A 24,863-nucleotide genomic window follows, 5' to 3' on the forward strand; every position below is an offset into this window, starting at 1 on the left:
GGGGGTTTATGGCCGCTCAAAAAAAATTTTGGCTGGCTCCTTTGTTAATATTGATGTTGCTGGTTGGTTCTTTACTTTTTCTATCCCAGGGATCGGTGATTGCACCGTTTATTTATACCCTTTTTTAATCGGTTCTTTGATTTTTGTTTGTACTGGGTCAATTCGGGTTAAGGACTCTTGTAGAGACGGAAAGAAAAATAGTATTTCAACAATAGCGTACCTGAATAATAAAAGAGCCCCTTGGATAAATTCATTTCCAAGGGGCTCTCATATTTTTAATTAGGGTCCTTTGTGAATCGGTGCTATTTATCCCAATCCTTTTTCACACTGATCTGTAATAACCCTTAACTGTTAAGTGATGTTCGACTCAATTAAAATTGCGTATTATCTATATTTTAACTGAGTCGATTCACGGTTGTATTTATTGTTTAGATAATGTCTTCTGCAACAACACCCTGACGATTATCACCAAGGCCAGTAAATGTAATGGCATAATCAGCGGCACCATCAAGGTTTGCATCAACAACCAGGTAACTGTTGTAGGGGTCAGCATTCCCACCATCTACGACTGAGTCATATACATAGATGTAGTTGATGGATCCATCAAAGCTACTGCCAGGAACGGTAAGACCATTGGCAAAAGCGACAGCATTTTCAACATTGTTGATCTGATTGGTATTGTTTACATTGGCATCCATTACCACAAAATTGTGAATGCCACTGAATTTGCTGCTACCTACAACATCCAGATTCAGTTTATCTTCACCATTTCCAGGGGCCTGATTGGCCGGATTGGCTACCTGCAAACCGAAGAAGTCAGAAATCACATCAGAGGTTGCAGTTGTAAGACCACTGTCAGCAGAGGTTACTGCATCGGTGGTGGGGTCAATGGTGACAGAAAAATTGAATGTATCGGTTGTTCCACCGGTAGGAACGCCAGTGGGGATACCATTTGCGAGAGTATTGCCTGCAACGATATTGCCATTAAGGCCATCAACATCACCGTCGCCACCGATTAATGTGTCTGCACCCAGACCACCGGTGATTTGATCACTACCCTCACCACCACAGATGAGATCGTCTCCGTCATTTCCAAAAAGAACGTCAGAATCCATTCCGCCTGAAATTTGGTCATCTCCGGTGCCGCCGCTGATGTTGTCAGAGTCAAAGCCACCAAAAAGCACATCATCTCCGGCATCACCGGTAATGAGATCAGAGCCGTCACCACCGAAAATTTCATCGGCGCCATCGCCACCAATCAAGGTGTCACTCTGTCCACCACCGTGGATAGAATCATCACCGGCACCACCATCTACAAAGTCAAATCCCATTCCAGCCCAGACTTCATCATCACCAACACCAAGGGTGAACTCTTCATTTATGAAGTAACCGTCGTTGTTAAAATTCTGGCTGGAGTTAATAAATACATCCCCAGAATACTGGGTGAAGTTGTAGTTTTCAATGCCACGCAACGTATCTGTTACAGTGCCACCATAGTTCAGGAAGTCATCACCCCATCCAATGTTAAGTGTGGCATTTTGGTTAGAGTTGCCATCGTATACCCAGAGAAGATCATCGGGACCAGCAAAGGCAAACAAGGTTTCATCATCAAAGTCCTCATCTGGCCAGAGATCCCAATCCTGGAGATCAATGTAATGATTTCCACCTGCAGCTCTCGCAGAGATTCGGACAATATCATTTGCGTATGACATTTCATCAAAAGTGATGTTTTCGTCATCACTGACAATGGTCAATGCGCTCTGTCCGGTGAGGGCACGTGCATCAATATTCAGTGATGCGGGAGCAGCATTATCATTGGGATCATCAAATGATGTTGGATCCTGGGTCAGAATGAACAGTCTTTCAGATTCTGCCAGTGTGGCTGCATGGTAGCTGTCCACCATATTGTCAACGATGGTATCGTTCAATACCACGGTAAGTTGCTGTGGGGTTGCCTCTGTACCGTTAAAAAGGATTGTTCCAACATTCTTAATGTTTCCAAGATCGTTGAGACTCAGTTGCGCATCATTCTGGATTTCAAGGATGTCCCAGTTTCCGGTACCCATCTCGAACCAATCAGCAGTAAAATCATTATCAAGATCCCAGATTTGATAAGGAGCATAGAGAGTGGGGATATTGTCCGTGGCACCACCGTCAATGATCTGGTCTCCATCTAGGGTCGGTGCATCATTGCCTTCATCAAAGATGAATCGATCTGCGGTTTGAGATATACCTTCTTCACCATTATAGGTGAAATGACGACCAATTTCCAGGCCTGTAGCATCAATCACAATGCTTGCTTCAGTCTGATATAGGCCATTATAAACATCTGCGGCTCCTGGCACATCATTAACCGGATCATGATCGTTGATGATGTTCAGATAGCCATTGGCATCCTGGTTGTTATCAATCAAGTTATTGCTCAGAACCAGCTCATAGCTGCTTCCGTCCACAAAGCGGAGATTCTCAAAACCTTCTACATGCAGCGTCTCAGAGGGGCCAACATGAATTACATCGTCGTTGAGCAGTTCACCGTCGATTACCAGGGTATCTGTTCCGTCACCGCCAATAACCGTATCTCGAACGGTAAGTCCGGCATCCACCTCATCCAGGGCATCAAAAATCACGGTGTCATTTCCGCTGCCCATTGTGATAAGCTGTCCACCGTTTTCTTCCAGAGCAGCATTGCTTACCCGTACCACTACATCATCAATGGATGTAGACGCATCAATGGTTTGTGCAACAATACGAACCTGATTTGCTTGATGGCTCCAATCGAAAATCTGGCCATTGGCTGCGGCTGTACCAGGAGCATCGCCATATCCATCCACGTTATACTGATACAGACCACCATTTCCGCCAGCAGTGGTTGTGTCCAGATTCAGGAAGTTGCCACTGGTACCACCGGTCAGTGTCAGTGTGCCAGTGATGTCGGCAACATCTTCAAGGGCGATGGTGTTTGACTCAGTATCATTGTCATGAATAGTAACATTCTCAACATTGGGAGTGGAGAGTGTGAAGTTAAATCTTGGATCTGCGTTGACATCATCTTCCAGCGTTACAGCTACGGTGTCATTGGCTCCAGAGGCATTCTTAAGATTTACGTTGAGAAGGTTGTCAGTAACCCCATTATTATCTGAGGTGCTGTGCACGATGGTAATGGCCTGGGCCTGTGCTGCAGTCAGATCATTGAGGTTGACAGTCATATCCTCTTCCAGTGTTGCATCAAGACCGTTGGAGCCTTCATTTCGTACCCAGATGGATGCCAGAGAATCAAAGGCATCGGCATCCACAGTTACGGTGTCAGCTGCGGCATCAGCATCATGTCCGGTACGGATTTCCAGATTCTGGACGTTGCTGATAACAGAAGTTCCGAGAACGTTGTGGTTACCAAGAAGTACAACCGTGTTATCACCGGCACCGCCGTCAATGGTATCGCCTGCAGCAGCACCTGCATCCAGGTCTATACCGTCAATGAGGCGGAAGATATCATCGCCTTCACCACCGGTAACTACCATGTTGATGAAATCATTGGTTGTGCCGTCTTTAACTGCATTAAGCTCTGCACCCAGTGTAATGTCCAGATTACCTGTAAAACCGGTTGCGTTGATATTTTCCAGGGAACCTGCCACATTTTCCAGAGCTGGCGCATAGGCGATGGCCTCTTCAATCTCAGGACCGTAAATGATGTCTTCCTGGCCAAAAGTCAGATTGGCATCACCAGTGATGTTAAGGGTCTGAAGATCTTCTGCCCGGAACTGATCAATGGCATTGGCTTTAAATTCAGAAACAATGTTGATGGTTTCAATACCATTATTGGCCGGACGGGTTTCAGAAGAACGTTCCTGAATGATCAACTCGTCAAGGTCAACATCAGAAAGGGTCAGCTGAACGCTGTCAGCTGCACCGCTTACTGCGTCATCATCAAATGCAAATTCAACATCCTGCTCTATCTGGCCGGAGTTGGAAATGGACAGCTCAAGGGGGATGTTGTTGATATTGTCGATGGTTACGCCATCCTGAACACCGTCGTTAATTCGGGTTATGTTGATAGCATCGGTGAGACCTCTTGCACCCTGAAGATCCAATTGATCAACTGCGTTAGCCCCAGAACCGGTGAAGGCCACATTAACGATTTCAATTCCGTTGAGTATGGGGCCGACAGTGGTATCACCGTTGTCATTTGAATTGCCCAATTCAGCGGTCAATACAGGATTGTTGCCTTCTCCAGTGAGCACATCCTCGTCCTGGAGATAGTTCAGGCGATCTGTTCCACCAGGATTGTATCCAAGACCTGCATGGAAAACATTGCCAGTCATTATGTCCGTGTCAGCGGTCAGTTCAATGGCTTCCGTTCTTGCCTGGACAGCCGCATCAATCTCATTGATGGCATCAGTCACACTGTCTTGGGTTTCGTCAACGCTATTGTTAAGATTGATGAAGAAATCATAATCATAGGAATCAAAGTCTTCAGCATGGTCCGCCGTGTAGTTAGATACAGCAACTCTGTTGACAAACTGATCCTGAGCATCTCCGGCATTCTCAGGATCGGTAATGGCATCAATGAGATCCACAATTACCTGGCCTCTTGATTTGCCTTTGCCGCCCTCGGAAACGGGTGCCAGTTCATTCACCCAATAGAGAATACCTTCGAGGTCATCTTCAATGGTTTTTCCTAAGGTGTTTGCATAAATATGTTCAATGAAATCCTGATCGTTATCCAGGGCACCATCAAAATACTCTATGGCGGCACTTGTTGTTAACATTACATTGGCAGTGCTGATACGGTCCGCCTGATTTGTCTGCCAATATGTATTTCCTTCACCTTCGGATGATCTACCGAAGATGGCAACATAAAGTTCTGATACTTGGGTTTGAGTTAAACCTGTTGAAGCTGTTGGCATTTTTTCCTCCTTCAGGAAAATTTAAGTTAAGGTAAGCAGATTTGTTTATTCTGCAATTCTAAAGTTCCAGCATCCGTAAGTTTGTACGGATTTTTTAATCAAGTGGCAAGATTTTAAGCAAGATGTGTGCCACTTTTTTTGTCATGATTTTCTTTGCATGTGTGCAAGTTCATTTGTTCCTATGGGAATGGAGAGTATAATACAGTTTGTATGACGCTTTTCCTGCTTTTTCGTGTGATGTTCCTGTTTTTTTGAAAAAATTCTGGTAAATTTATCCGGCAAAAAAATAAAAGAACAATTTAAATGTGCTATGATTGATGCATTGATTTTTTCAGCGTGTTTGGTTTTATTTGTCCACAGCTGGTTTGATCTGACCAGTTATGGTTTCTTCGCCATCGGCAGGTGTTCCCGGGATGTTTATCACTCCCATGGCATGGTAAAGCTCGGCCAGGCTAATCTGATAATCCAGCAGTGCTTGCCCCTTTCCTGCTTCGGATCTGGCAAGTTTTGCCTGGGCATCCAGTACCTGGGAAGTCGTTCCGATACGTGCTTCAAATCGTTTTTTCTGGCGCTCATAACTTTCCTTGGATGCTACCAAGGCATTGTCCACAGATAAAAGCCGTTTTTTACTCTCTTCCAGGGCATAGAAAGCCACCCCCACATTTTCTTTGATTTCCATTTTAATTTGGCGAGCGTCGGTTTTAATTCGCTGGATTTCAAGGTGGTGTCGCTTGTTTTCATAAAAAGCAGAGCCGCCGTCAAACAAATTCATTTGAACAGATAGGCCAGCGCTCCAGTATGTGTTGTGTTGATCCTGATAGAATGCACTTGATTTGTCATATTGCTTGTCGTAGTCATAAAATCCCAGATCAAGATTTATCCTTGGGTAGTATTTACCCTTTGAAATTGCAGCATCTTTTGTTGCCATCTCTATTTTTAATAAAAGCAGCTTCATTTCCGGACGGTTCTCCATTGCTTTTTCCATGCAACGGCTAATTTCCAGGCGTTCATCGTGCAGAGGGGGGGCAAAATTATCGTCAAAGGTGATCTGTTTTGCAAGATCCGTGTTTCTGGACAAGCCCAACAAGCGCTTGAGACGTTGAGTGTGTTTATAGATGGTTACATTCGTTTTTAAAAGCTGCTGTTTGGCCTCCTCAAGGTCTGCCTCTGCCTGGAGCACATAGACATATGCGGCCATTTTTTTGTCACTGAACGCCTTGGCTGATGTCAGATCTGTCTCAAGTCTTTTGATGCTCTGGGTGATTGAGGCAACGTCATACCGTGTTTTCAATAATTCAAAAAAAAAGGTTCGAATTTGATTCACCAAGTCTATTTTCTGAAGATCCACCATGGTTTCCTGGTAGGCCTTTTGTAGTTTTGCTTTGTCAAACCGGTTTTTATTTTCAAATCCTGCAAATAGTGTCTGATTTATTTTCAGACTTGCCGTGGAATTGTTTTGATCAATATAGTCACTGTCCACAGTTCCGGATGCATATTCGTTGGTGATTTTACTGTGAGAATAGCCTGTGGAAATGGATGGTAGGAATCTTCCCCGGAGGGCTTTGATATCCATTTCTGCCTGGTCAATTCGTAGTTTTTCACCCAGGATCAGAGGGCTGTTTTTTATACCGTATTCAATACTTTTATTCAGGGAAAAAATTTCTGCCCTTGCCTGGAGAGGAACGACACAGATGACGATTAGACAGCATAGCGAAATTATTCTATTTATCAATATAACTCTCCTGCATTGGTTAAATCTTTATTTTGCCGAACTCTGGAGTCTATCTTCCATAGAGATGGATAAATATCAGAAAAAATCATCGGGTGCAATGTTTATAGATTGTGATTACTTAATTTCACATTGAGCGATGGCGTCTGATCTGCCTTTTGGGATAGCCTTGGTTATTTTTTTAAGCGTAGCGTTTGGGCGGACAACCGCGTAGTATTGGTAATTCTTCACATCAACGACGCTGAACTTGGCTAAGCTGGAAATAACAGGTGATAATATTTTTTTAAATTGGATGGGGTACGGCCATTTATGGGCGGCCCACAGCAGGTCAATGTAGGGTAGAATGATTACATCTGCTTCATCTTTTTTCAACATAAGAATCAGGCGTTCAGAAAAATTTTTATCCACTTGCGCCATGGGAAATTGTCGCATGGTTTCTGGCCAGTGCAATCTTGCAGCTGAAAAATTTTTATCACCACCCACATTATAAGTAATGATCTTTAATCGGGATGCTGCGTAGTTGACCAGAAAATCATTTCTCCAGGGAAGAAAGGCGACTCTTTCTCCCGGGCTTACAACTGTCTTCATGCCTTCCACAAATTCAGAGTCAATTTGATGGAACATTTTACGACAATTGACATAGTGCTTAAGTTTCAGTGGTAAATTGGGCAGATTGAGCGTCATTATAATGATCATTATAAGGGAGGCCGTACCGATGTTTTTTTTACCATTGCCCTTTGCCATTGCCAGAATGATCAAGCACCAGGCCCCAAAAATGCCCAGGGCTCCCCAGCGATAACTTGCCCTCATATTATTAAAACCGGGTAGATTTTTTGAAAATAAAGCAGAGCCGGTTGGAGCGATGGCATATTTTTTTGGCATGACTACGCCGAGGTTTTCTTTAGGAGGTTTTTGTGAGTTTATTTTCAGTGAAGGTCCCAATGCCATATAAAACCCAAACAGAGAAATAAGAACAAATCCAACAATTATATTTTTTTTCATCGAAGTACAGCAGACAGCCCATACGGCACCGATGATAACAGGAATTGAGAATGAGGTGATCCATACAGAAGCATCTCCAAAGAATGTTTTTTCCGATCGGGAGATACTCCAATCCATAAGGTCCGGCAGCCAGTGCATTCCTTTTGTTGGAATAAACATAAAGGTGACATCCACCCCCCAGCCCCTGAAAAAATCCAATGAAGATGGTGTGAATTGGAGTTTGCCGATGTAGAGTACAAATAAAATATAGGACAAGCCAAGGCCCAATAAATGACTGGGCCAGGCAAGCCGAACCAGGTATGTTCTTGGTACCTCCCGGGTCATAAAAAGGGCCACTGCCAAGAGGCTTGTCCCCATAGCAAACATCATAAAGCTGTAACCGTCCATGAATATGGAAATGATGCACACGATCAAATAACATATCATTGTTTTTAAAAAGGATATGTTATGGGTCATGGACAGTGGATTTTTGGGGTAAAAAAGATATAGTGACGAGAGAAAATACAGGGGCAGGAGGGCAATACCTGTTGAAAGCATGGAGTAGCTGGAATGTGCCCATATAACCGGCATTGTCCCCCAGACTGCCGCTGCCAGAATTGAACACAAGGGATGAACTTCAAAATATCGCCCAATTTTGTATGCAGATAAAAAAGAGGTGGTCAGCCACAGAGCCACCATGGCAGCATACGCATCTGCGGGGTGTAGGCCAAGACGCATAAACACAGCAGTGGGCCAGGCCCCCGAAAGACCAAAGGCCATGGCCGCAGGTTGGGGAGCCCCAAAATTATTTGCATAAATATTTAGAATGGATTCATTGATGAATGACTGGGAAAATCCGGTTGACCAGATTGCCTGCCCAAGTGTAGGCATTGCAAAAAAAGGAAGTGCTCCGTTAACTACCAAGACAAAGAAAAGGGCGCATGGGAGAAATAAAAATATCAAAAAGTTGATTTTGGTTAAGGGGATTTTGTGCATATCTGCCTCGCTTTGAAATATTTCAGAGCAATTATAAAGAAAAATAAATCGCCCAATACCGTTATGATACGGCCCAATACCACCACTAAGAGTAGGTCAACCGGTGTAATCAGTCCATCAAGTAAAAAAAGCAGAACCATTTCTCGAACCCCTGCACCGGCTGGCGCGCCGGGAGTAACAAGCCCAGCAAGCCAGGCAACTACATAAGCACCGCACAGGGGGATAAAGATGGCAGAGGTGATGATCTTTGGTGCGACAATCAATATTGCGACAATAAAAATAAAGCCTGATATAGCTAAAAATGTAATTTGGCGAAGGAATGCCGATCCCACTGCAGAGGACAAAAGATGTTTCATTACGCAGATACACCCGATTACCAACACAATAAAGATAATTATTGGCGTTGACTTTGATAAATCAGGCAATATCAGCGGCACAGCCAACAGGCCGAACAGTGTACCAGCAACAGTAAGCAATCCCAGTTCCCACAAAGTTGATTTAACAAGCACTCCCGCCGTGAAACCTGCAGCCATACCCATTGCCTGTCTGCCAGCCAAGTGAAAAATATTTCCTGGAACATATTTGGCCAGTTGTGATATGCCATAAGTCTTTATAGCCCACGTTTGTGTCGTTTTGTTCCCAAGATTCCCAAGAAAAGAGAGTAAATACCACCATGCCTGTGCCAAAAGTATGTTGCTGGCACCATATAAAAGGCTTAGAAATAAAATTAGAAAGCCATCTGTCATGTTGAAACGCGTCAAATTGATTTCATGGGCGTAGCTGCCTAATTTTATAATAACAAAAATTACCCCGATCAGGCCCAGTGCTCCTCCAATAAGATGCAGGTATCGTTTGACTAGCGTTGGCATAGACATGTCGGTTTTCATTTGATGCGGCAAAGTAACATGGTCCATGGAAGGGGGGTCTTGATTTTTACAATATCGAAATATTTGTTTACAAGCCGGATAAATTTTTTCCTGGACCAGTGTTGAACATGCCCGGGGGTGTTTCCCAGTCGATGAAGATATTTTCCACGGAGCAAGTTCAGAAGGCACCATATGGGTTCACGGGGGACGCTTAATATAAGGTAATCGGTGACCACACATTGAAGTGCGTAGAGACCATCTTCTGGTCTTTCCAGATGTTCAAGTACTTCACAACATACAATCAAGTCTGCAGCATCTTGGCCTGGTTTGATGTCATATATGCTGCGTGGGGTGAAAAGATTGGCAGATACACCCTGGGCCTGGGCGTTTTGACGGGCAAGGTCAATGACTTTTTCTGAAAAATCACTGCCTCGGGCAACAAATCCTTGACTGTTCCAATGGAAAACCCAATGCCCTTCTCCGCATCCGATTTCATGGATTGAGTCGGGAGAAGCGATTGTGACAAGTTCGGTCAGGGCCAATTGAAACTTTGTCATCATCCATCTGACCACTGGGTTTTGTGAACCATATTTATCATAGGTATTTCCAACAACAAGCCCGTCTTCTTTGATGCCACCTGAAATTAACATGCTGCTCCTGTTATTATTATGGTAAGAAGCGGTTGATTCTTTAGTCGTGGATTTGTTCATTTCGCTGTGCCCCGGGATGTTCTCTTGTTGCACCATGTGTTATTTTTTTTAGATTAAACCGCATCTCTTCCATAAGTTTGCGATTGGCAGCCAGAAGATCAGCTATAAATGCAATTAAAATTGACTGAAAACCCATTCCCATCAAAATACTTGCCAGTATTAATGATTGTATATGTCCATCTCCGTCATTTTGGAGATAATACCAGAGAAATCGCAGTCCGATCAGAAAACCAAAACCAAACAAGGCGGCACCAATTGAGCCAAAAAACCGAAAGGGCCTGTAAATTACAAAAATACGGATAATGGTGCTGATGCTGCGCTTGATGTATGATGGGATATTTTTTACCAGACGTGACGGACGTAAGTCTTTATTCACCTGAATCGGGACGGAAATGATGGCCATGTTTTTTTGTCCGGCCTGAATAATGGTTTCCAAGGTATATGTGTAATCATTGAAAACCATCATTTGCAGGGCGGCGGTGCGACTGAAGGCCCTGAACCCACTTGGTGCGTCAGTAATGTTTGTATTACTGACACCCCGGACCACCCAACTCCCCAGTTTTTGCAATATTTTTTTTGCTGGTGAAAAATGCTTAATGGTTTCTATGGGGCGACAGCCAATGACAATATCGGCTTTTCCCTCCAGCAGAGGTGCCGTCAGTTCTGGAATATTAGTGGCGTTGTACTGATTGTCTGCATCGGTGTTTACTATGATATCCGCTCCGAGGTGCAGGCATGCATCCAGGCCCGTCATGAAAGCATGTGCCAGTCCTTGGTTTCGCGTGTGAGTCACAATGTGATCCACACCGTTTTCCTTTGCAACACCCACGGTATCATCGCTACTGCCGTCATCAATGATGAGCCATTTTACTGTTTTAAAACCGGGAACTTGGCGTGGCAGGGCTGCAAGGGTAACTGCCAGTGTATCCGCTTCATTGTAACAGGGTATCTGGATAATCAGCTTCATTCGTAATACTCCAAATCTTATAGCTTTATTGTGATGTTTAAAACATTTAGAAGCTTGATTTTTTATGGTCAAGTTCTGAGTTAAATATGGTAATCAGAATTGATCTTTTAATGTTATCCCTTTTTCCCAATACCATCATATACCTCCTGAAGGTACTCCAGCTGGGCAGGGAGGCAGATTCGCCGTAAGTCAAATTTTTCCACAATGGTCCGGCGTGCTTGGGTTCGTATTTTGTCAAAGTGATGGGGATGATCCAATACCTCATTTATTTTCTGGGCGATTGCTTTGGAATCAAAGAAATCCACAAGTAGACCATTCATATTATCTTTTACCACTTCGGTGACAGGCGGTGTGGCAGAGGCTACCAGGCAGCATCTGCATGCCATGGCCTCCAGCATGGACCAGGAAAGGACAAAGGGGTAAGTGAGGTAAACATGGACTGAAGATAGTTGAAGGACGGATAAAAAGATGTTGTAGGGAACCAGTCCCAAAAAGTGAACCCGGGACATATCAAGTTGGACTTCATTTAAATATTTTTGGCGGTAGGTCATACCCTGGGGTAATTGTCTTCCATAACTGACTTTATCACCACCAATGATAAGTACATGTGCCTTGGGGCGGGCGGCTAAGACTCTCGGTAATGCCCGTATAAATGTATGAAATCCGCGATAGGGCTCCAGGTTACGATTTACAAAAGTGATAACTTCATCGGCCTTTGTCAGGATAATTCCCTCTGTCTTTAGATTCAACCGTATGTGGCTATTTTCTTTGACAATGTCCGTATCGATTCCTTCATGGATCACTTCTATTTTGTTTTGAAAATTTTTTGGAAATTGTTCTTTTTGCCATAAGGTTGGTGTTATACCATGGTCACAGGCTTCAAGACTTAGAAGATTCGTGGCATTTTTGGTTCTTACCCGGGCCAGGCTGTCTAAGGAGGATGGATATTCCGGATCAAATCCCACATCTGCCCCCTTTCCATGGTAATAGAATTCAAAATATCCAATAATGGGTACTTGGGGAAAGTATTCTTTCAGAAAAAGGGTCTCACCCCATCCGGTATGCGCGCAGATCAGGTCGGGTGCAAATCCTTTTTTGGTAAGTGACTGTAAAACCGGTATGATGGATTGACCCCTGCGGATATTGGCCTCAAAGCCCCTTATATATGGGTGGGTTTGTGCGCCGGCTCCCTTTGGTCTTTTATACCATACATGTTGGATATTTTTTATTTCTATTGGTTTTTTTCGCTGTTCGCCGATGGCCACCACTTGATTTTGGGGATTTTGTGCCACAGCTTTTGCCAGGTGCCGATATTGTCCGGGAAAATTTTGATGTATGAATAGAAGTTTCATTCTTGTGTGAAATTTTTGTTAACCATGCTGTCCATTTTTTGCTTCATGATGCACCGGGAGTTTATATCGAATTTTTGACATTTGTTTTTTAAGCAATCCAATCCTTTTTTCCAGTAAATGGGCTTGCTTACAAGATGGGTCACTTCAGGATGGTGTTAGGGTTACATTATTGATACTTTTATTTGTGTTTTTCTTTAAGTACAACATCTTATTAAAACTACAATGACACAAGCCTGACCCCATTAGCCCTCCAACTGTGACGGGTGGCCCATGTTGTGAACAGGCCCCAGTAAATCATATTGATCTAAATACTGGATAATAACTTTAATGCTGATTTTCATCTAAAATTTTAATAATATTGCGCACGTAGCTAGGAATGTCAAGAAAGAGTGTTGACTAAAAGTCAATCCTTATGGAAAAGTAGGTGCGTTTTATCAATGAAAATTTTTTAATAATTCATGATTGCAGGTGTCGGAAATTAAGTTCATTGTGATAGGAGAATTGAATGGATTTTTTGATAATATCTATGTTTTTTTTTGTTGTTTCAACTGTATGGGCAAAATACCAGCCTCAAACCACAAAAACGGTTTCTTTCTCTGTTGTGATTGTTTTTTTGCACATTCTTTTTTATGGTATCTTTGTGGTGGCTGATTACTTTACAGGGGAAGGAATTAATGATGCCGTTATTTATCATCTCTCCTATGGCTTGGGTGGCGCAGGTTTTAAAGAGTATTACATGATTGTCTTTATATGTATTTTTTTCTTTGTTTTGAGCATTGTCGCTTCATATATCTATTACTGGAGAATTAAAAGGTGTTATCCAACAGATGCGCAATATAAAGCCAGAGGCAGGGTCTCAACACTCTTGCTTTTAGCTGCTTTTATCTTTAATCCAACCACAACATCACTATATGCACACCTTAAAACCCTTGATTCTTTACCGGGTTTTGCAAATATAGAAACTGGAATAGATGCAAGTTTATTGGCTATTCAAGAAGATTTCAATCAATACTATCTCCCACCCAAAAAGAATAAAATAACATCGGAGAGGCCAAACCTTATCTATATTTACGCAGAAAGCTTGGAACAAACCTATTTTGATGAAAAACTGTTTCCAGGGCTTGTCCCTAATTTAAAACAATTGCAGGCTGAAAATATTGTTTTTACGAATATAGACCAGGTGGTTGGTGATGGATTTACCATAGCTGGAATTACAACCACACAATGTGGTGTACCACTTTTTTCCTCTTCCGGTGATAACAGTATGGGGGGGATGGAGCATTTTTATGAGGGGGCGTATAGTCTGGGTAAATTTTTGGCATCTGAAAATTTTACATTGGTCTACAGAGGTGGTGCCTCATTGGAATTTGCTGGCAAGGGAAAGTTCTACAAGACGCATGGTTTTAGCGATGTCAAAGGCCGTGAAGAGTTAATGTGTTATTTGAAAGATCCCAGCAATGTATCTTGGTGGGGACTTCATGATGACTCAATGTTTGATATTATATATGATAAGTTTATTGAACTATCAAAAAGAAAGGTTTGCTTTGGAATTTTTACCTTAACATTGGATACCCATCATCCCAATGGCCACTTCACCCGAAGCTGTCGGGAAATTAAATATCAAGATGGATCAAATGAGATCTTAAACGCGGTTGCCTGTGCTGACCATTTGATTTCAGGATTTATCCGAAAAATCCAATCCTCGGAATATGGCAAAAATACCGTCATCGTATTAACCTCGGATCACCTTGCCATGAGAAATGGGGCTACATCGATATTAAAAAAAGGGGATCGAAAAAATCTTTTTATGATTATTGATCCCAGAAATAAAACACCTCGAGTCATTAATAAAAAGGGGAGTATGGTTGATGTCGCTGCAACGGTGCTTTATTCATTGGGATACGATACCTCCTTGGGTTTAGGTCGTAATTTGCAAAGTGATTCACAATCATTAATCACTGAGATTAAAAATTATAGAGAGAAACTATTCCGTTGGAAACCAATAATTGAAAAATTTTGGAATAACCCAAAGATAGGCGCTTCCTTTTTGATTGACGATGCAAGAAAAACAGTTGTGGTAAATGGTACGTCATATGAGTACCCAATCCTGATAGAGGTGATGAAAGATCGAGAGGTGAAACCCTATTTTGAGTTTTTTGAGCATGATAAATTGTCCTCACTGATTTTGACGTTCACTGCTGCCACACCTTTTGTTTGGGTTGATAAATGCTCTAAAATAAGGTATTTGGACGATAGGTTGGGTTGTAGTGATGGCTATTGCGTGGCATGGGGGCAACTTGGATCACAAGTTGACGTTAAAACTATAAATAAGACCATGTTGCTTGGTACTACAAATTTGTCGGGAAATATAGATAAAAAACTTTCTCAAAAAAAATACGTAGACCGGCTGTATGCCTTAAAAAGATATACTTATAAAAATAGATATAAAGATGGGTGGTCAAAAGGGAAGGAAGGGGGCGTCGAAATCGTTAGCATTCAAGATGAACGCGTTCAACTTCAATATTGGACCCATAACCCTAAAAAAGAACACTATCGGTTTGAAATTGTATTGGATGGTAAATCCTTGTACGTAACCAATATTACGCCATTTGAAGTCCATCGAACAGAATTGGCTCTAAAAGAGGGCCAACATACAATTACCTTATATATAGAGGATTCTTTTAATCCATATTTGCTTGAAAAAAGTTTAGACAACAGGGAGTTAGGCGTTGCGTTCCAGATCGATAGAATTTGATGAAATCACTCTGGTCGGATATAATATATTGCTTCTTCGAGATGACGAATAGTGTTTTTGAAGCAAATGGTAGATTAAGTTACTCGGTAGTCGTTTTTTAATAAATTTTATCATAAAGGCTTGTATTTAACTGGCACTTTAAGAGCGATATCAGTCTTTCCGCAAAAATAGGCTGTGAATTCAATTCCTTCTTCATCCATTGATTCAAATTCTATATTGAATGCTTGGTATTGATTTGCTTTTTTAAAATCGTTTAGTTTTACAATGTTGTTACCATGTATTTTTCCGCCAAACTGACTCTTTACTTCCAAAAGAACAAGGTCATGATTTGATGTCAATTGACTTGAGGTGATTTTAATTTCAAAAGTTACTAGATATCTTCCTCTTTTCAGTGAGATGTAAGGACCAAATAGAAGATAGCCACATTGATTGTTTTTATTTACCTGAATTATCTTACAGTTTTCTTCATCATCGTATGATATCCGGCCTTCAATGTGTAGAATATTATCTTCTTTTGTTCTGAGCTTATCGTAACATTCTGAAAATAAATTATTGTAAAATTGCTCCAGATAGTTGTCGGACTGCTGTTTTTTTTCTCCAATGATGAGTTGCCACCAAGAGCTATATATTCCCCATGATTTGCTTATCTCTACGGATAATGTTTCGTTAAGGGTAAAGCCAGCTAAAATCACCTGTTCTTTCCACCATGTAATATTAGCAACAGTGAGATGCCCTTCCATGGGATTTCCGTCTTTGTCTTTTGCAAGATTATCAAAAGAAGTTATCAGTTCAGGTAGAAATCCGCCTCCGCAAGGAACTGTAATTATAACGTATTTTTTTGATATTTCATAAATGTTTTGTAGCGCAGGTAAGATTTTTTCAGGTAGAATATGTTCTAATACTTCTTGGGCGAAAATAATGTCAAAGCTTGATTTTTTTATAGGAAGATTCGTCAGGTCAGAGCAAAAAATACGTTGTTGATTATCATCAAAACTATTTTTTAAAGCAAAATAGCTGTAATCTGTTCCATAAGCATCTTTTCCTGCTTTAAGAGAGAGATTTAAAAGTACACCCATGGATGAACCAATCTCCAAAGATGTATGATAATCCAATTTTTTTAAAAAAGGGGAAAGAAAAATTTTCTGATTATGAATAGCGGTTGTTTTATAAGCATTGTCATAACCGCTTTCAACATTTTCTTTTGCGCAGGAATAATAATCTTCTCCATAAAATTTTTGGCTTGCTTCCCATTTTTCTGCTCCTTGAAGAACGGGATCTTGCCTGCACCAGATATGGTTCAACTTGATTATAGGTTTTAGATGAAGGTTTTTTTTGTATCTATTTTTTAATTTGATTGATATCTTTTTCGCTTCATCAATATAGCAAAAAACCATGAGTTCACATTGGTTTCGATCATCCAATAAATCTGAGTTCAAAAGTGTTGCTTTGTCTTTAATGCCATATGAATCTCCTGATATTTGTACTGAGAACACAGGGGGGTTGTTATGGATGTGCTGCTGTCGCTTTGGGGTAGGCGTGGCTGTTAGAGTGAAAAATGATTTTAATTTTTTACTTATGTGCCTTAAAGAAGAGATGGGTTCTTTCATTAAGAAACTTGAAGGCGGTGTTATTTGCTCTTTGTTTGATAATATAATAACGACAAATTGGTATACCCCTGTTGTTGTAAGCTTAACATCTATTATTTTTTCAGAATTACTTCTAAGTAGATAGTCTCCATTGTCATCATTGTCAGTGTTTAGATATAGATTCTTTTCCACAATTATATTCTCTACCTTAGAGTGTCTACTTGGTTTTGTTTGAATTTTGTGTCTTATAAAAATTACATGTGCCTAACGTTGCTGTTCAGGATTGACTTAACGTTTTACATATTGATAATAAATTGGATTCCCAATAGTTATTATTGGGGGTGTGCCGCGTTTTTTGGGGGTCTATAACTAATCGTTTGTTAGAGGGGCTATTAGATTCTTATTTCTGATTTTTGTGTTATTTGGGCAATAACAGAATCAGAAAGTCTTTTTGGTTCTGCCTTGTTCAGGTTAAGTCGTTAACTTATTAATATAGAGCCCTTTTATCATCCCTGAAAGCCTCTCTCCCAAAACACACCAGGAATGCTCATCAAGATATTGATTTTGGATTTCTCGTTTGCTGTTCAATACATTTTCCTGGGAAATCAATTGATCCAGTCCCTGAAAAATGTCATTAACACCGGTTCCTGGCAAAATATGAACAATATCGTTTATATCGTTAAAAATGTCAAGGGGGGTGCACACAACTGAACGACGGCTTGCAAGGCCGTATCTGACAGCGCCACTGACGGATTCAGCTGTCTCCTGGTAAGGAAAGACCACCATGGCGGCTGCTTGGAGCAATTGAAGTGTTTCCTCATCTTCTGAAAAATCAGTTCTCATGGTCACCGAATTTTCCAACTGGTGTGCTTTGATCAAGGCAAGGCAATTTGATTTTGTTTCTGTGGATTCGGGTACTGGATACAGGGCATTGATCATTAATAAATGAAGATTTTCATGTTTATGCCGCAGTTTTGAAAATGCTTCAATTAATGCTTCAAGGCCCTTGTGGGGCAGCATGAAACCATAACTTGCAATTACGATTTTGTGGGTTGGTATCTGGGCAAGTTTTTTTGCATCATTTTGTGATGTGGGGGGGGCATGCTTTATTCCATGGGGGAAAATGGCTGTATTTTTATATAATCCCCAGGATTTTAATCGATTTAAATCATCAAGCCCATGGACCAGAAGCCGATCCGCTCGGGAAAGGCTTTCTTTTATTGAGGCAAGGGATGCTTGAAAATCCGGTTTGACCACATCCTTGGTGGCATGGAAAAAAATGATGGAAATAATCTGTTGCTCAAGGGTAAATTCAATGATTTGTTTAAGCGTTTCAATACTGAAAAAGCCAAAGTTAAATTGAATGATGATGATCTCTGGTTTCTTTTTTTTCAATGCCGCAAGTAGCCTTCTGCCGTCATCGGTGTGATCCTGCCAACATTTTGTGATGGGTGTTTTATCGTCCCCGGTATCTCCACTGTTGTAGGATGCAAAAATATGGGTGTCAAACGCATTCCTGTCCAGTGCATCCACCAGAAATTTTGAGTAGGTGGCAATTCCGCAGCGGGTATTCCAGGAAGACAGCCATCCAATTTGATATTTTTTTTGCTCTAAGGGCCGGAGCTTTTCAATGTGTTTTTCAAGTTGTTTCAATCGTTGTGCGCAGCAATCCCAGGTAAATTTGTGCTGAATGTTTTCTTTGGCTGCGGAAAGTTTTATCTGGAGTTCTTTTTTCGGTGTGTGCCGAACCTGGTGCATCAAGTTAGCAAGATGTTCCACATCCGGTTCTGCCCATACGGAGTTAAACAGTGCCATATGGGTTTGGGCTGGCTGAAAGGTAAAATCTATCAACCAGCTGGTTTCCGGTGTGCAGAAATCCACCTGACCCCCATGACCTGTGGTGATAACCGGAAGTTCATACCACATGGCTTCAGCCATGGGCAGTCCGAATCCTTCACCCCGGGAGGGTGCCACAAGGGCATGGCATTGCCTATATAAATCAGCAACTTCACCGGAGGATAGATCCTTATTAATAATTTCAATGGGGGGGCAATACGGAAATTGCTGTTTTATGTCACGTACCTGTGATTCAATGGTATTGTGAATATTGGGAAATGTCTTGATCACAAGGGCCACATCGTCGTTCAATTTAAATGATCCGGCAAAGGCCTTGAGCAGGAGATCAACCCCTTTCCGAGGAAAACATGAAGAGATATGAAGAAATTTAAAAGCGGCCTGAGTTGTAATTGGGCAGGAGATCATTGCTTCCCGGTGGATATGGTCCATTCCGCATCCAGCAGCAATGACGGGCAGAGAAATCCCATTGTCAATGAGCGTCTTTTTAACAAATTCTGATAATACCGGTAGTCCATCCAGATGACGGTTGAACTGCGTCACCCACTGGTGGGACAATGCCGACTCTTCCCAGGCAAAGTAGAGCAGGTTGATCTGTCCATCCATATCAGAGACTCTGGGGGGGTAGAGATTTCGTATGACCACATCTGCTCGACTTGCCTTTTGGCCATTTTTCCAGAGGGCGGAAAGCCCCGGAATCGCACTGATGGCATCAGTATCCGGTGTATAGTCCCCAGGCCCCTCCGTGGCGAAAAGACCCACACAGCCAGAGAGTGTTCGGTCCAGGGCAAATCCTAGCTCTCTGTTCACCAGAGCAAGGCTGTATGAGGTTTCAAAGGGACCTTCAATCTGGTAATGGGAGGTTTTGTCCTGGATAGAGATTTCCTTTCCGGGGGAGGGAATATCAATGCCCTGATCCATAAGAAACTGCTTCAGCTGTTTTATTAAATGATATCTCTTGAAAGTTTCAACATGTTTTTTTTGTTTTTTAATAATGGCCCGGCGCAGGGGGCGATCGGTGGATATGATCTTTATAAGGGCTGCAATGGCAGCATGTTTTTTCTCGGTGACAAGTATGCCAGACTCGGCCATGGTGTGGGGAATATTACTGCTTTTAAATGCCACAACGGGAAGATTAAATGCCATGGCTTCGATTAACGGGACCCCGAATCCTTCATGTTCACTCATGCAGAGAAAGATGTCTGCAGCCCGGTACCATCCAAGGAGTTGAAGGTCTGTTACTTTACCTGTAAAGCGGACATGGTTTTCCATTCCTGCTGCCATGATCTGTCTCATCAAATCCTGGTAATAGGGGCAATTCATGTCATAATCGCCGATCATGATCAATTGAAAGGGGCGGTGAAAAGCGTTTTTTAACTGGGTGGCAATGGTGATTAGATCTTTTTGGCATTTGTTGGGCGCTATCCTTCCCACAAAAAGGAGGGTAAAAATATCGGCATTGTCTATTACAATGGCGTCATCCCAAGGGCGGTGAACAAGGGTTTCCGTATCCATCAGCAGGGGGATTTGTACGATGTGTTTATAACCCAGATTTTTCAGTTCATCGGCATTTATTTTTGACACAGCAATGGCGGCATCCATTAAGGGTAAAAATGTGCGTAATTGCTGACGTCCAATATGTGAGTAGTGATGAAAGGCAGATTCCTCCGGAAAAAATTGAGCAGGGGTAATATTATGATAGACAAGAATTTTTTTGCCTTTAAGTGACTGTATCCATTCTGTCAGTTCGTGGCCCATGGAATGGTGGATTAAAAGGATATCGTTGGCATTCGGTGTAAGTTTGAGATAATGTTGAAGTGTCTTTTTAAGTCCGGGTGCCGGATTCTCAACAAAGATTTGTGATATAAAACCCAACTGGCACAACATGTCTTGAATGAGAATCATACTGTTGGTTACGGCATCCCCCACAGCTGATCCGGAATGAAATTGATGAATGGCCTTTGGTTTCATTCTTTGTATCCTATAACTGCATAATCTTGTTCTTTACTCATGGCAAAAAGAACTTCATTAACATCCTCCATCTCCTTGTCTTTTATATATTTCACCTCTTTCATCAGATTTAGCCTATGAATTTCAACATTTGCAAATCCTCTTGCTTTGAGGAGAAACTCCAGTGTTTCCGGAGGAATGGGGTTTTTATGGGTGGGATCTGTATAAAAATTGCAGGCGCCTACCATAATGTTTTCAGGGTTTGGGGTTTCAAAAATGACAATACCGCCAGGTTTTATAACTCTGAAAGATTCATCAATGAGCGATATGAGAATATCAAAGGAAAGATGTTCGACGATGTGGAATCCCGTCAGAACGGAGACGGTCTTATTGTTTAACTCATTGAGGTAGTCCATGGCATCGGTTTCAATGACATCCAGTTGCATTTCATGACATCGATCTACCATGACCCTGTTAAGATCCAGTCCCCGGGCATTGATATTTTTTTCACCTAAAAGTTCAATCCATTCGCCACGGCCGCAACCAATATCCAGAACGAGGCCATCGCCGGTTGTGGTTAGCGCTCTTTGGGCAAAAGGGAGATAAAAGGATATGCGGCGTTTGACATCTTGCCTTGTGCCCCTGAATTTATCTTGAAAATCTGAATACATTGTATCAAATAAGTGCTTCTTTGCTTTTTTACTGGTGTTATCCAGTTGTTGATTGTCGGGGAAAGCCTTCATTGTTTGCAAAGAATCTTTAAGTTGGTCTATTTGGTATACTATGTTTACAAGTTGTTGGTGGGTCTCGCTGGACTTGTGCATTTGTGCGGATAATTTGTCCGAGAGGGAAGAGATCAATTTTTCCATCGTTTTTTCTTGGGACTGATGGATTTGGATTGTTTTTTCACGTAGTTTTTCAAAGTTTTCAGCAACAGTCTGAACTTCTTCTGTAACTGTCTGAAGCCCTTTGGTATTGGATGAAATGAAATCCTCTAATTTTTCATTAAGCGTTCCAATGTATTCGTTTAATTTAATTAGGTAGCTGGAATGTGACTGAATGGCTGTCTTTAGCATATGGTTTTCATTGAAAAGCATATGCTCCAGTACCTGAATATTTTTAATAATAGCAGGAAGATTGAGAACTGCTGTTATAATTCTGGAAATTTTTCCCAGCACCGGTACTTGATAAAGTAGGTGGAGTAAAAAAGGAATGGATAATCCTTTTACAGAGATTTTACGAATTCTTCCTTCTCTAGAGTAGCGGAGCCTTCCGATAACATCTGTTTTTGTCAGGTCTCCATGCTGCAGTCGGGTCAAAAAAGAGATTTTTCCCTGCGGATCCGGTTTTCTTTGCAAAATTGACAGATATGCATTATCGATGAACTGCTCACCATGGTAGTTCAGAAGTTCTCTCAAATGGTAGCTGTCTTTACGGGATAGGGGAGACAGCTCATTATTTAAAGGGAACGGTTTGAATTCAGGGCAGGGGGGCAACAGACTTTCTTCTTTTTTCCCAATGGTTGATTCCGGGGAAGGAAGTTGTTTTGCCTCCCTGATGATCCATTCCATTAATTTGTTTACATCCACGCCTGGAGTATTCATTTCAATCATATTTTCACCCTTAAATCAGACGAAGGAGATTGTTGGGAAAACGGGTTTCCTTTTTTTTCTTCTACTTGTAATTCTGGTGTTAATCGCAGCAATCCCGTAAAAATATGACCATTGCCTGAAATTACCTCAAATACCGCCCCTTTGTCCAGCCAATGAAAGCATTCATCAACATGGGTTGAACCGGTGTGCAAGGCTGCAGTGATGGAGTATTTTCCAGGACCTAGGTTAAACTGGCTGAAAGCATAAGTGAGGGTAAGTTGTTCTCCCTGTTTTATGGAAATATCTTGTTTAAGGTGATAGGAGTTGGTTCCATAAATATCTTGTCCGTATTTATCTCTGATGACAAAACCCAGTGTTAATTGCTCTATTTCGCTATGACCTTTTATATGTATGATTATTTTTGCCGGGTGACCACTCAAAAGAATTTCAGCAGGATCATTTTTTTCGTTAATCAGTACAATTTCATCAATATGGGCTTTCTGGTTTCCATAGCTGGATGATTGGCTGGAGGTGTCCTGATATTGAAGTTTTTCTCCTTGGGAGTGTTTTGCAATGAGGAAATTGTATGTGTTGATGATGGTTTCAGGATTGCCTTGTTCCAGCATTTTGCCTTTTTCAAGTAATAGAGCCTTATCACACAGCACTTTGACGGCATTCATGTCATGGGAGACAAAGACGATGGATCCACCGTTCTTTTTAAAGGCTTTGATTTTTTTCATACATTTCTGTTGAAAATAGGCATCTCCCACGGACAATGCCTCATCCACCACAAAGGCTTTGGGATCCGCGTGAATCGCAACGGAAAAGGCAAGTCGCATAACCATACCGGAGGAGTATGTTTTTATCGGTTCGTTGATGAAGTCGTTGAGTTCTGTAAACGATATAATGTCATCAAGTCGATCATCAATCTCTTTACGGGAAAGGCCAAGGTAGGTGGCATTGTGAATAATGTTATCAATACCTGAAAATTCTGAATTAAAGCCGGTGCCAAGTTCAAGAAGGCCGGTAATTTTTCCCGTAATGTGAACCGTACCGGTATCAGGAATCAAAATCCCCGTCAGTAGTTTTAAAATAGTTGATTTGCCAGCACCGTTTTCTCCGACAATACCAAAGGTTTCTCCTTCATTAACGTCAAAAGAGATGTTTTTAACAGCCTCAAATGATTTATGATAGGTCCGTCTTGAAAAAATTTCTTTCAATCTATCAGAGGGTTTTTGATAGAGTTTGAATGTCTTGGAAATATCTTGGACAGATATCATGGTCCCACCATCTTAAAGACGTCAAGTGTTTTGGCTGCCGTAGTGGCCCAGGTAAATTTCTTTGCTCTATTAAATCCTTTGGCCATTATTTTTTCTCTAAAGGTGGTATCATGAATAATAATTTCAATGGCATGGGCCAACTCATCACTTCTTGAAGGGTCTATTAAAACGGCGGCATCACCAGCGACCTCCGGCATACTGGCCACATTGGAACATATCACAGGGCATCCACAGGCCATGGCCTCAACAATGGGAAGTCCAAAGCCTTCGTAAAGGCTTGGATATATCAGGGCCTGGGCACCATTGTAAATGATTTTTAAATCATTGTCTGGAATATGTCCGATAAGATAAACCCGATTTCTCATATTAATTTGTTTGATTCTGTCAAGCCATTGTTTATCTCCCCAGCCCTGCCATCCCACAAGCACTAGAGGAATATCCGAATTTGTCTTTTCCAGCGCATCAATCAACAGACCAATGTTTTTCCTGGGTTCAAGTGAGCTCACAAATAGTAAATATGTTGAAGGTAGATGGTATTTTGATTGAATCAATGCGATATCCCCAGGGGGACATTTGGAAAATAATGGGTCGGGTGCCAAAGGAACTGATGTCACAATGGATGGTGAAATTTTGAATTCATCGATAATTTCCTGGCGTATGAATTCTGAGATGGTGAGGATGTGGCGTGCGTACTTAAGGCGAGTTTTTATAAAGTATTCAAACAACCAGACCCTTTCTCTGGGGTGGGTTTTGCCGTAGCGGCGAAGAGAAAGATCGTAAATGGAAAAAATGGTTGGTATCTGAGAAAGCTTTGCCGGTGTGAATGCCGTTTCATGGTAAAGATCAAATTTTTTATTTTTGCATAATTTGTTAAGGGAGTGCTCATACTTTAACCAGTGCGCCGCTCTCATTCCAAATATGACCGGGTCAGGCAGGGAACGGACGGCATTGGTTGTCTGTTGCCATTTATCTGAAGCCGCCAATGGTGGCATTAAGTCCATCGATTTTTTGCCGTCGAAGTAAGCCAGGTGGGTTGTATCCAGTTTGTTCATGGTGTCATACAGATTGCGCAGATACCTGGCAATGCCTGTCAACAGACCGGTCATGGGGATTGCATTGACTAAAATTTTCATGAGTTGAGCATTGTCGTGAGATTATTTTTGAAAAAGGCAGATGTTATTTTTTCAGAATTAAAAGTTGTTTTTTTAAAAGCAACAGATGGCTTGGGTAGTGGATAAAAATAAAAAATTCCCGATAAAAAAATGAGATTCAATATCAAGAGTAAGTAGGCTCTGAATCGAAAATTTTTTTTTAGAATAAAAAAAAAGAACACAATAAACA

General features: G+C 41.6%; 14 protein-coding genes. 2 read left to right on the forward strand and 12 right to left on the reverse strand.

Going from position 1 to position 24,863, the window contains the following annotated elements; all coding sequences use genetic code 11:
• Positions 1-8 precede the first annotated feature (8 nt).
• On the forward strand, positions 9-128 hold the full coding sequence (locus ACYQ2M_RS00845; RefSeq protein WP_459914434.1) for a DUF5989 family protein: 120 nt from the start codon (positions 9-11) through the stop codon (positions 126-128).
• Between the two features lie 300 nt (positions 129-428).
• Here the strand turns inward: ACYQ2M_RS00845 and ACYQ2M_RS00850 are convergent, their stop codons facing one another.
• The 7 genes from ACYQ2M_RS00850 to ACYQ2M_RS00880 form a co-directional block, all read right to left on the reverse strand.
• Positions 429-4,904 (reverse strand): hypothetical protein, encoded by a 4,476-nt coding sequence (locus ACYQ2M_RS00850; protein ID WP_459914405.1) that lies wholly within the window; start codon positions 4,902-4,904, stop codon positions 429-431.
• A gap of 346 nt (positions 4,905-5,250) precedes the next feature.
• Positions 5,251-6,636: a TolC family protein gene (locus tag ACYQ2M_RS00855; protein ID WP_459914406.1), complete on the reverse strand. Its 1,386-nt coding sequence runs from the start codon at positions 6,634-6,636 to the stop codon at positions 5,251-5,253.
• A 114-nt stretch (positions 6,637-6,750) separates the two neighbouring features.
• Positions 6,751-7,809 (reverse strand): hypothetical protein, encoded by a 1,059-nt coding sequence (locus ACYQ2M_RS00860; RefSeq protein WP_459914407.1) that lies wholly within the window; start codon positions 7,807-7,809, stop codon positions 6,751-6,753.
• Between the two features lie 782 nt (positions 7,810-8,591).
• Entirely contained in the window at positions 8,592-9,524 is a 933-nt protein-coding gene (locus ACYQ2M_RS00865) for a hypothetical protein (protein ID WP_459914408.1), read from the reverse strand.
• Positions 9,494-10,126 carry a class I SAM-dependent methyltransferase gene (locus ACYQ2M_RS00870; protein WP_459914409.1) on the reverse strand — a complete coding sequence of 211 codons (633 nt, stop codon included), beginning with the start codon at positions 10,124-10,126 and terminating at the stop codon, positions 9,494-9,496. The genes ACYQ2M_RS00865 and ACYQ2M_RS00870 overlap by 31 nt, the downstream gene beginning before the upstream one ends.
• Before the next feature lie 40 nt (positions 10,127-10,166).
• Positions 10,167-11,153, reverse strand: coding sequence for a glycosyltransferase family 2 protein (locus ACYQ2M_RS00875; RefSeq protein ID WP_459914410.1), 987 nt, complete (start codon positions 11,151-11,153; stop codon positions 10,167-10,169).
• A 113-nt stretch (positions 11,154-11,266) separates the two neighbouring features.
• A complete protein-coding gene (locus tag ACYQ2M_RS00880; RefSeq protein ID WP_459914411.1) occupies positions 11,267-12,445 on the reverse strand; it encodes a glycosyltransferase family 4 protein in 1,179 nt (392 codons plus the stop codon).
• A gap of 565 nt (positions 12,446-13,010) precedes the next feature.
• On the opposite strand from ACYQ2M_RS00880, the gene ACYQ2M_RS00885 reads away from it, so the two are divergent.
• Complete coding sequence (locus ACYQ2M_RS00885; RefSeq protein ID WP_459914412.1) at positions 13,011-15,260, forward strand: sulfatase-like hydrolase/transferase; 2,250 nt, start codon at positions 13,011-13,013, stop codon at positions 15,258-15,260.
• A gap of 110 nt (positions 15,261-15,370) precedes the next feature.
• Here the strand turns inward: ACYQ2M_RS00885 and ACYQ2M_RS00890 are convergent, their stop codons facing one another.
• From ACYQ2M_RS00890 to ACYQ2M_RS00910, 5 genes are all read right to left on the reverse strand, one after another.
• On the reverse strand, positions 15,371-17,038 hold the full coding sequence (locus ACYQ2M_RS00890) for a class I SAM-dependent methyltransferase (RefSeq protein WP_459914413.1): 1,668 nt from the start codon (positions 17,036-17,038) through the stop codon (positions 15,371-15,373).
• Positions 17,039-17,317: 279 nt separating this feature from the next.
• Complete coding sequence (locus tag ACYQ2M_RS00895; protein WP_459914414.1) at positions 17,318-20,671, reverse strand: glycosyltransferase family 4 protein; 3,354 nt, start codon at positions 20,669-20,671, stop codon at positions 17,318-17,320.
• Positions 20,668-22,263: a class I SAM-dependent methyltransferase gene (locus ACYQ2M_RS00900; protein WP_459914415.1), complete on the reverse strand. Its 1,596-nt coding sequence runs from the start codon at positions 22,261-22,263 to the stop codon at positions 20,668-20,670. The genes ACYQ2M_RS00895 and ACYQ2M_RS00900 overlap by 4 nt, the downstream gene beginning before the upstream one ends.
• The gene (locus tag ACYQ2M_RS00905; RefSeq protein ID WP_459914416.1) at positions 22,260-23,522 is read right to left on the reverse strand and encodes an ABC transporter ATP-binding protein; all 1,263 of its coding nucleotides are present in this window, start codon (positions 23,520-23,522) and stop codon (positions 22,260-22,262) included. Before ACYQ2M_RS00905 ends, ACYQ2M_RS00900 begins: the two co-directional genes overlap by 4 nt.
• Complete coding sequence (locus ACYQ2M_RS00910; RefSeq protein ID WP_459914417.1) at positions 23,519-24,655, reverse strand: glycosyltransferase family 4 protein; 1,137 nt, start codon at positions 24,653-24,655, stop codon at positions 23,519-23,521. The genes ACYQ2M_RS00905 and ACYQ2M_RS00910 overlap by 4 nt, the downstream gene beginning before the upstream one ends.
• Positions 24,656-24,863: the final 208 nt, after the last annotated feature.

Source organism: Desulfocicer niacini (assembly GCF_054657595.1).

What these genes read in the sequence shown, in the direction of transcription:
- ACYQ2M_RS00845 (WP_459914434.1), top strand. Translation starts at nt 9, where the DNA reads ATGGCCGCTCAAAAAAAATTTTGGCTGGCTCCTTTGTTAATATTGATG.
- ACYQ2M_RS00850 (WP_459914405.1), bottom strand. Translation starts at nt 4,904, where the DNA reads ATGCCAACAGCTTCAACAGGTTTAACTCAAACCCAAGTATCAGAACTT.
- ACYQ2M_RS00865 (WP_459914408.1), bottom strand. Translation starts at nt 9,524, where the DNA reads ATGGACCATGTTACTTTGCCGCATCAAATGAAAACCGACATGTCTATG.
- ACYQ2M_RS00870 (WP_459914409.1), bottom strand. Translation starts at nt 10,126, where the DNA reads ATGTTAATTTCAGGTGGCATCAAAGAAGACGGGCTTGTTGTTGGAAAT.
- ACYQ2M_RS00875 (WP_459914410.1), bottom strand. Translation starts at nt 11,153, where the DNA reads ATGAAGCTGATTATCCAGATACCCTGTTACAATGAAGCGGATACACTG.
- ACYQ2M_RS00885 (WP_459914412.1), top strand. Translation starts at nt 13,011, where the DNA reads ATGGATTTTTTGATAATATCTATGTTTTTTTTTGTTGTTTCAACTGTA.
- ACYQ2M_RS00895 (WP_459914414.1), bottom strand. Translation starts at nt 20,671, where the DNA reads ATGAAACCAAAGGCCATTCATCAATTTCATTCCGGATCAGCTGTGGGG.
- ACYQ2M_RS00900 (WP_459914415.1), bottom strand. Translation starts at nt 22,263, where the DNA reads ATGATTGAAATGAATACTCCAGGCGTGGATGTAAACAAATTAATGGAA.
- ACYQ2M_RS00905 (WP_459914416.1), bottom strand. Translation starts at nt 23,522, where the DNA reads ATGATATCTGTCCAAGATATTTCCAAGACATTCAAACTCTATCAAAAA.
- ACYQ2M_RS00910 (WP_459914417.1), bottom strand. Translation starts at nt 24,655, where the DNA reads ATGAAAATTTTAGTCAATGCAATCCCCATGACCGGTCTGTTGACAGGC.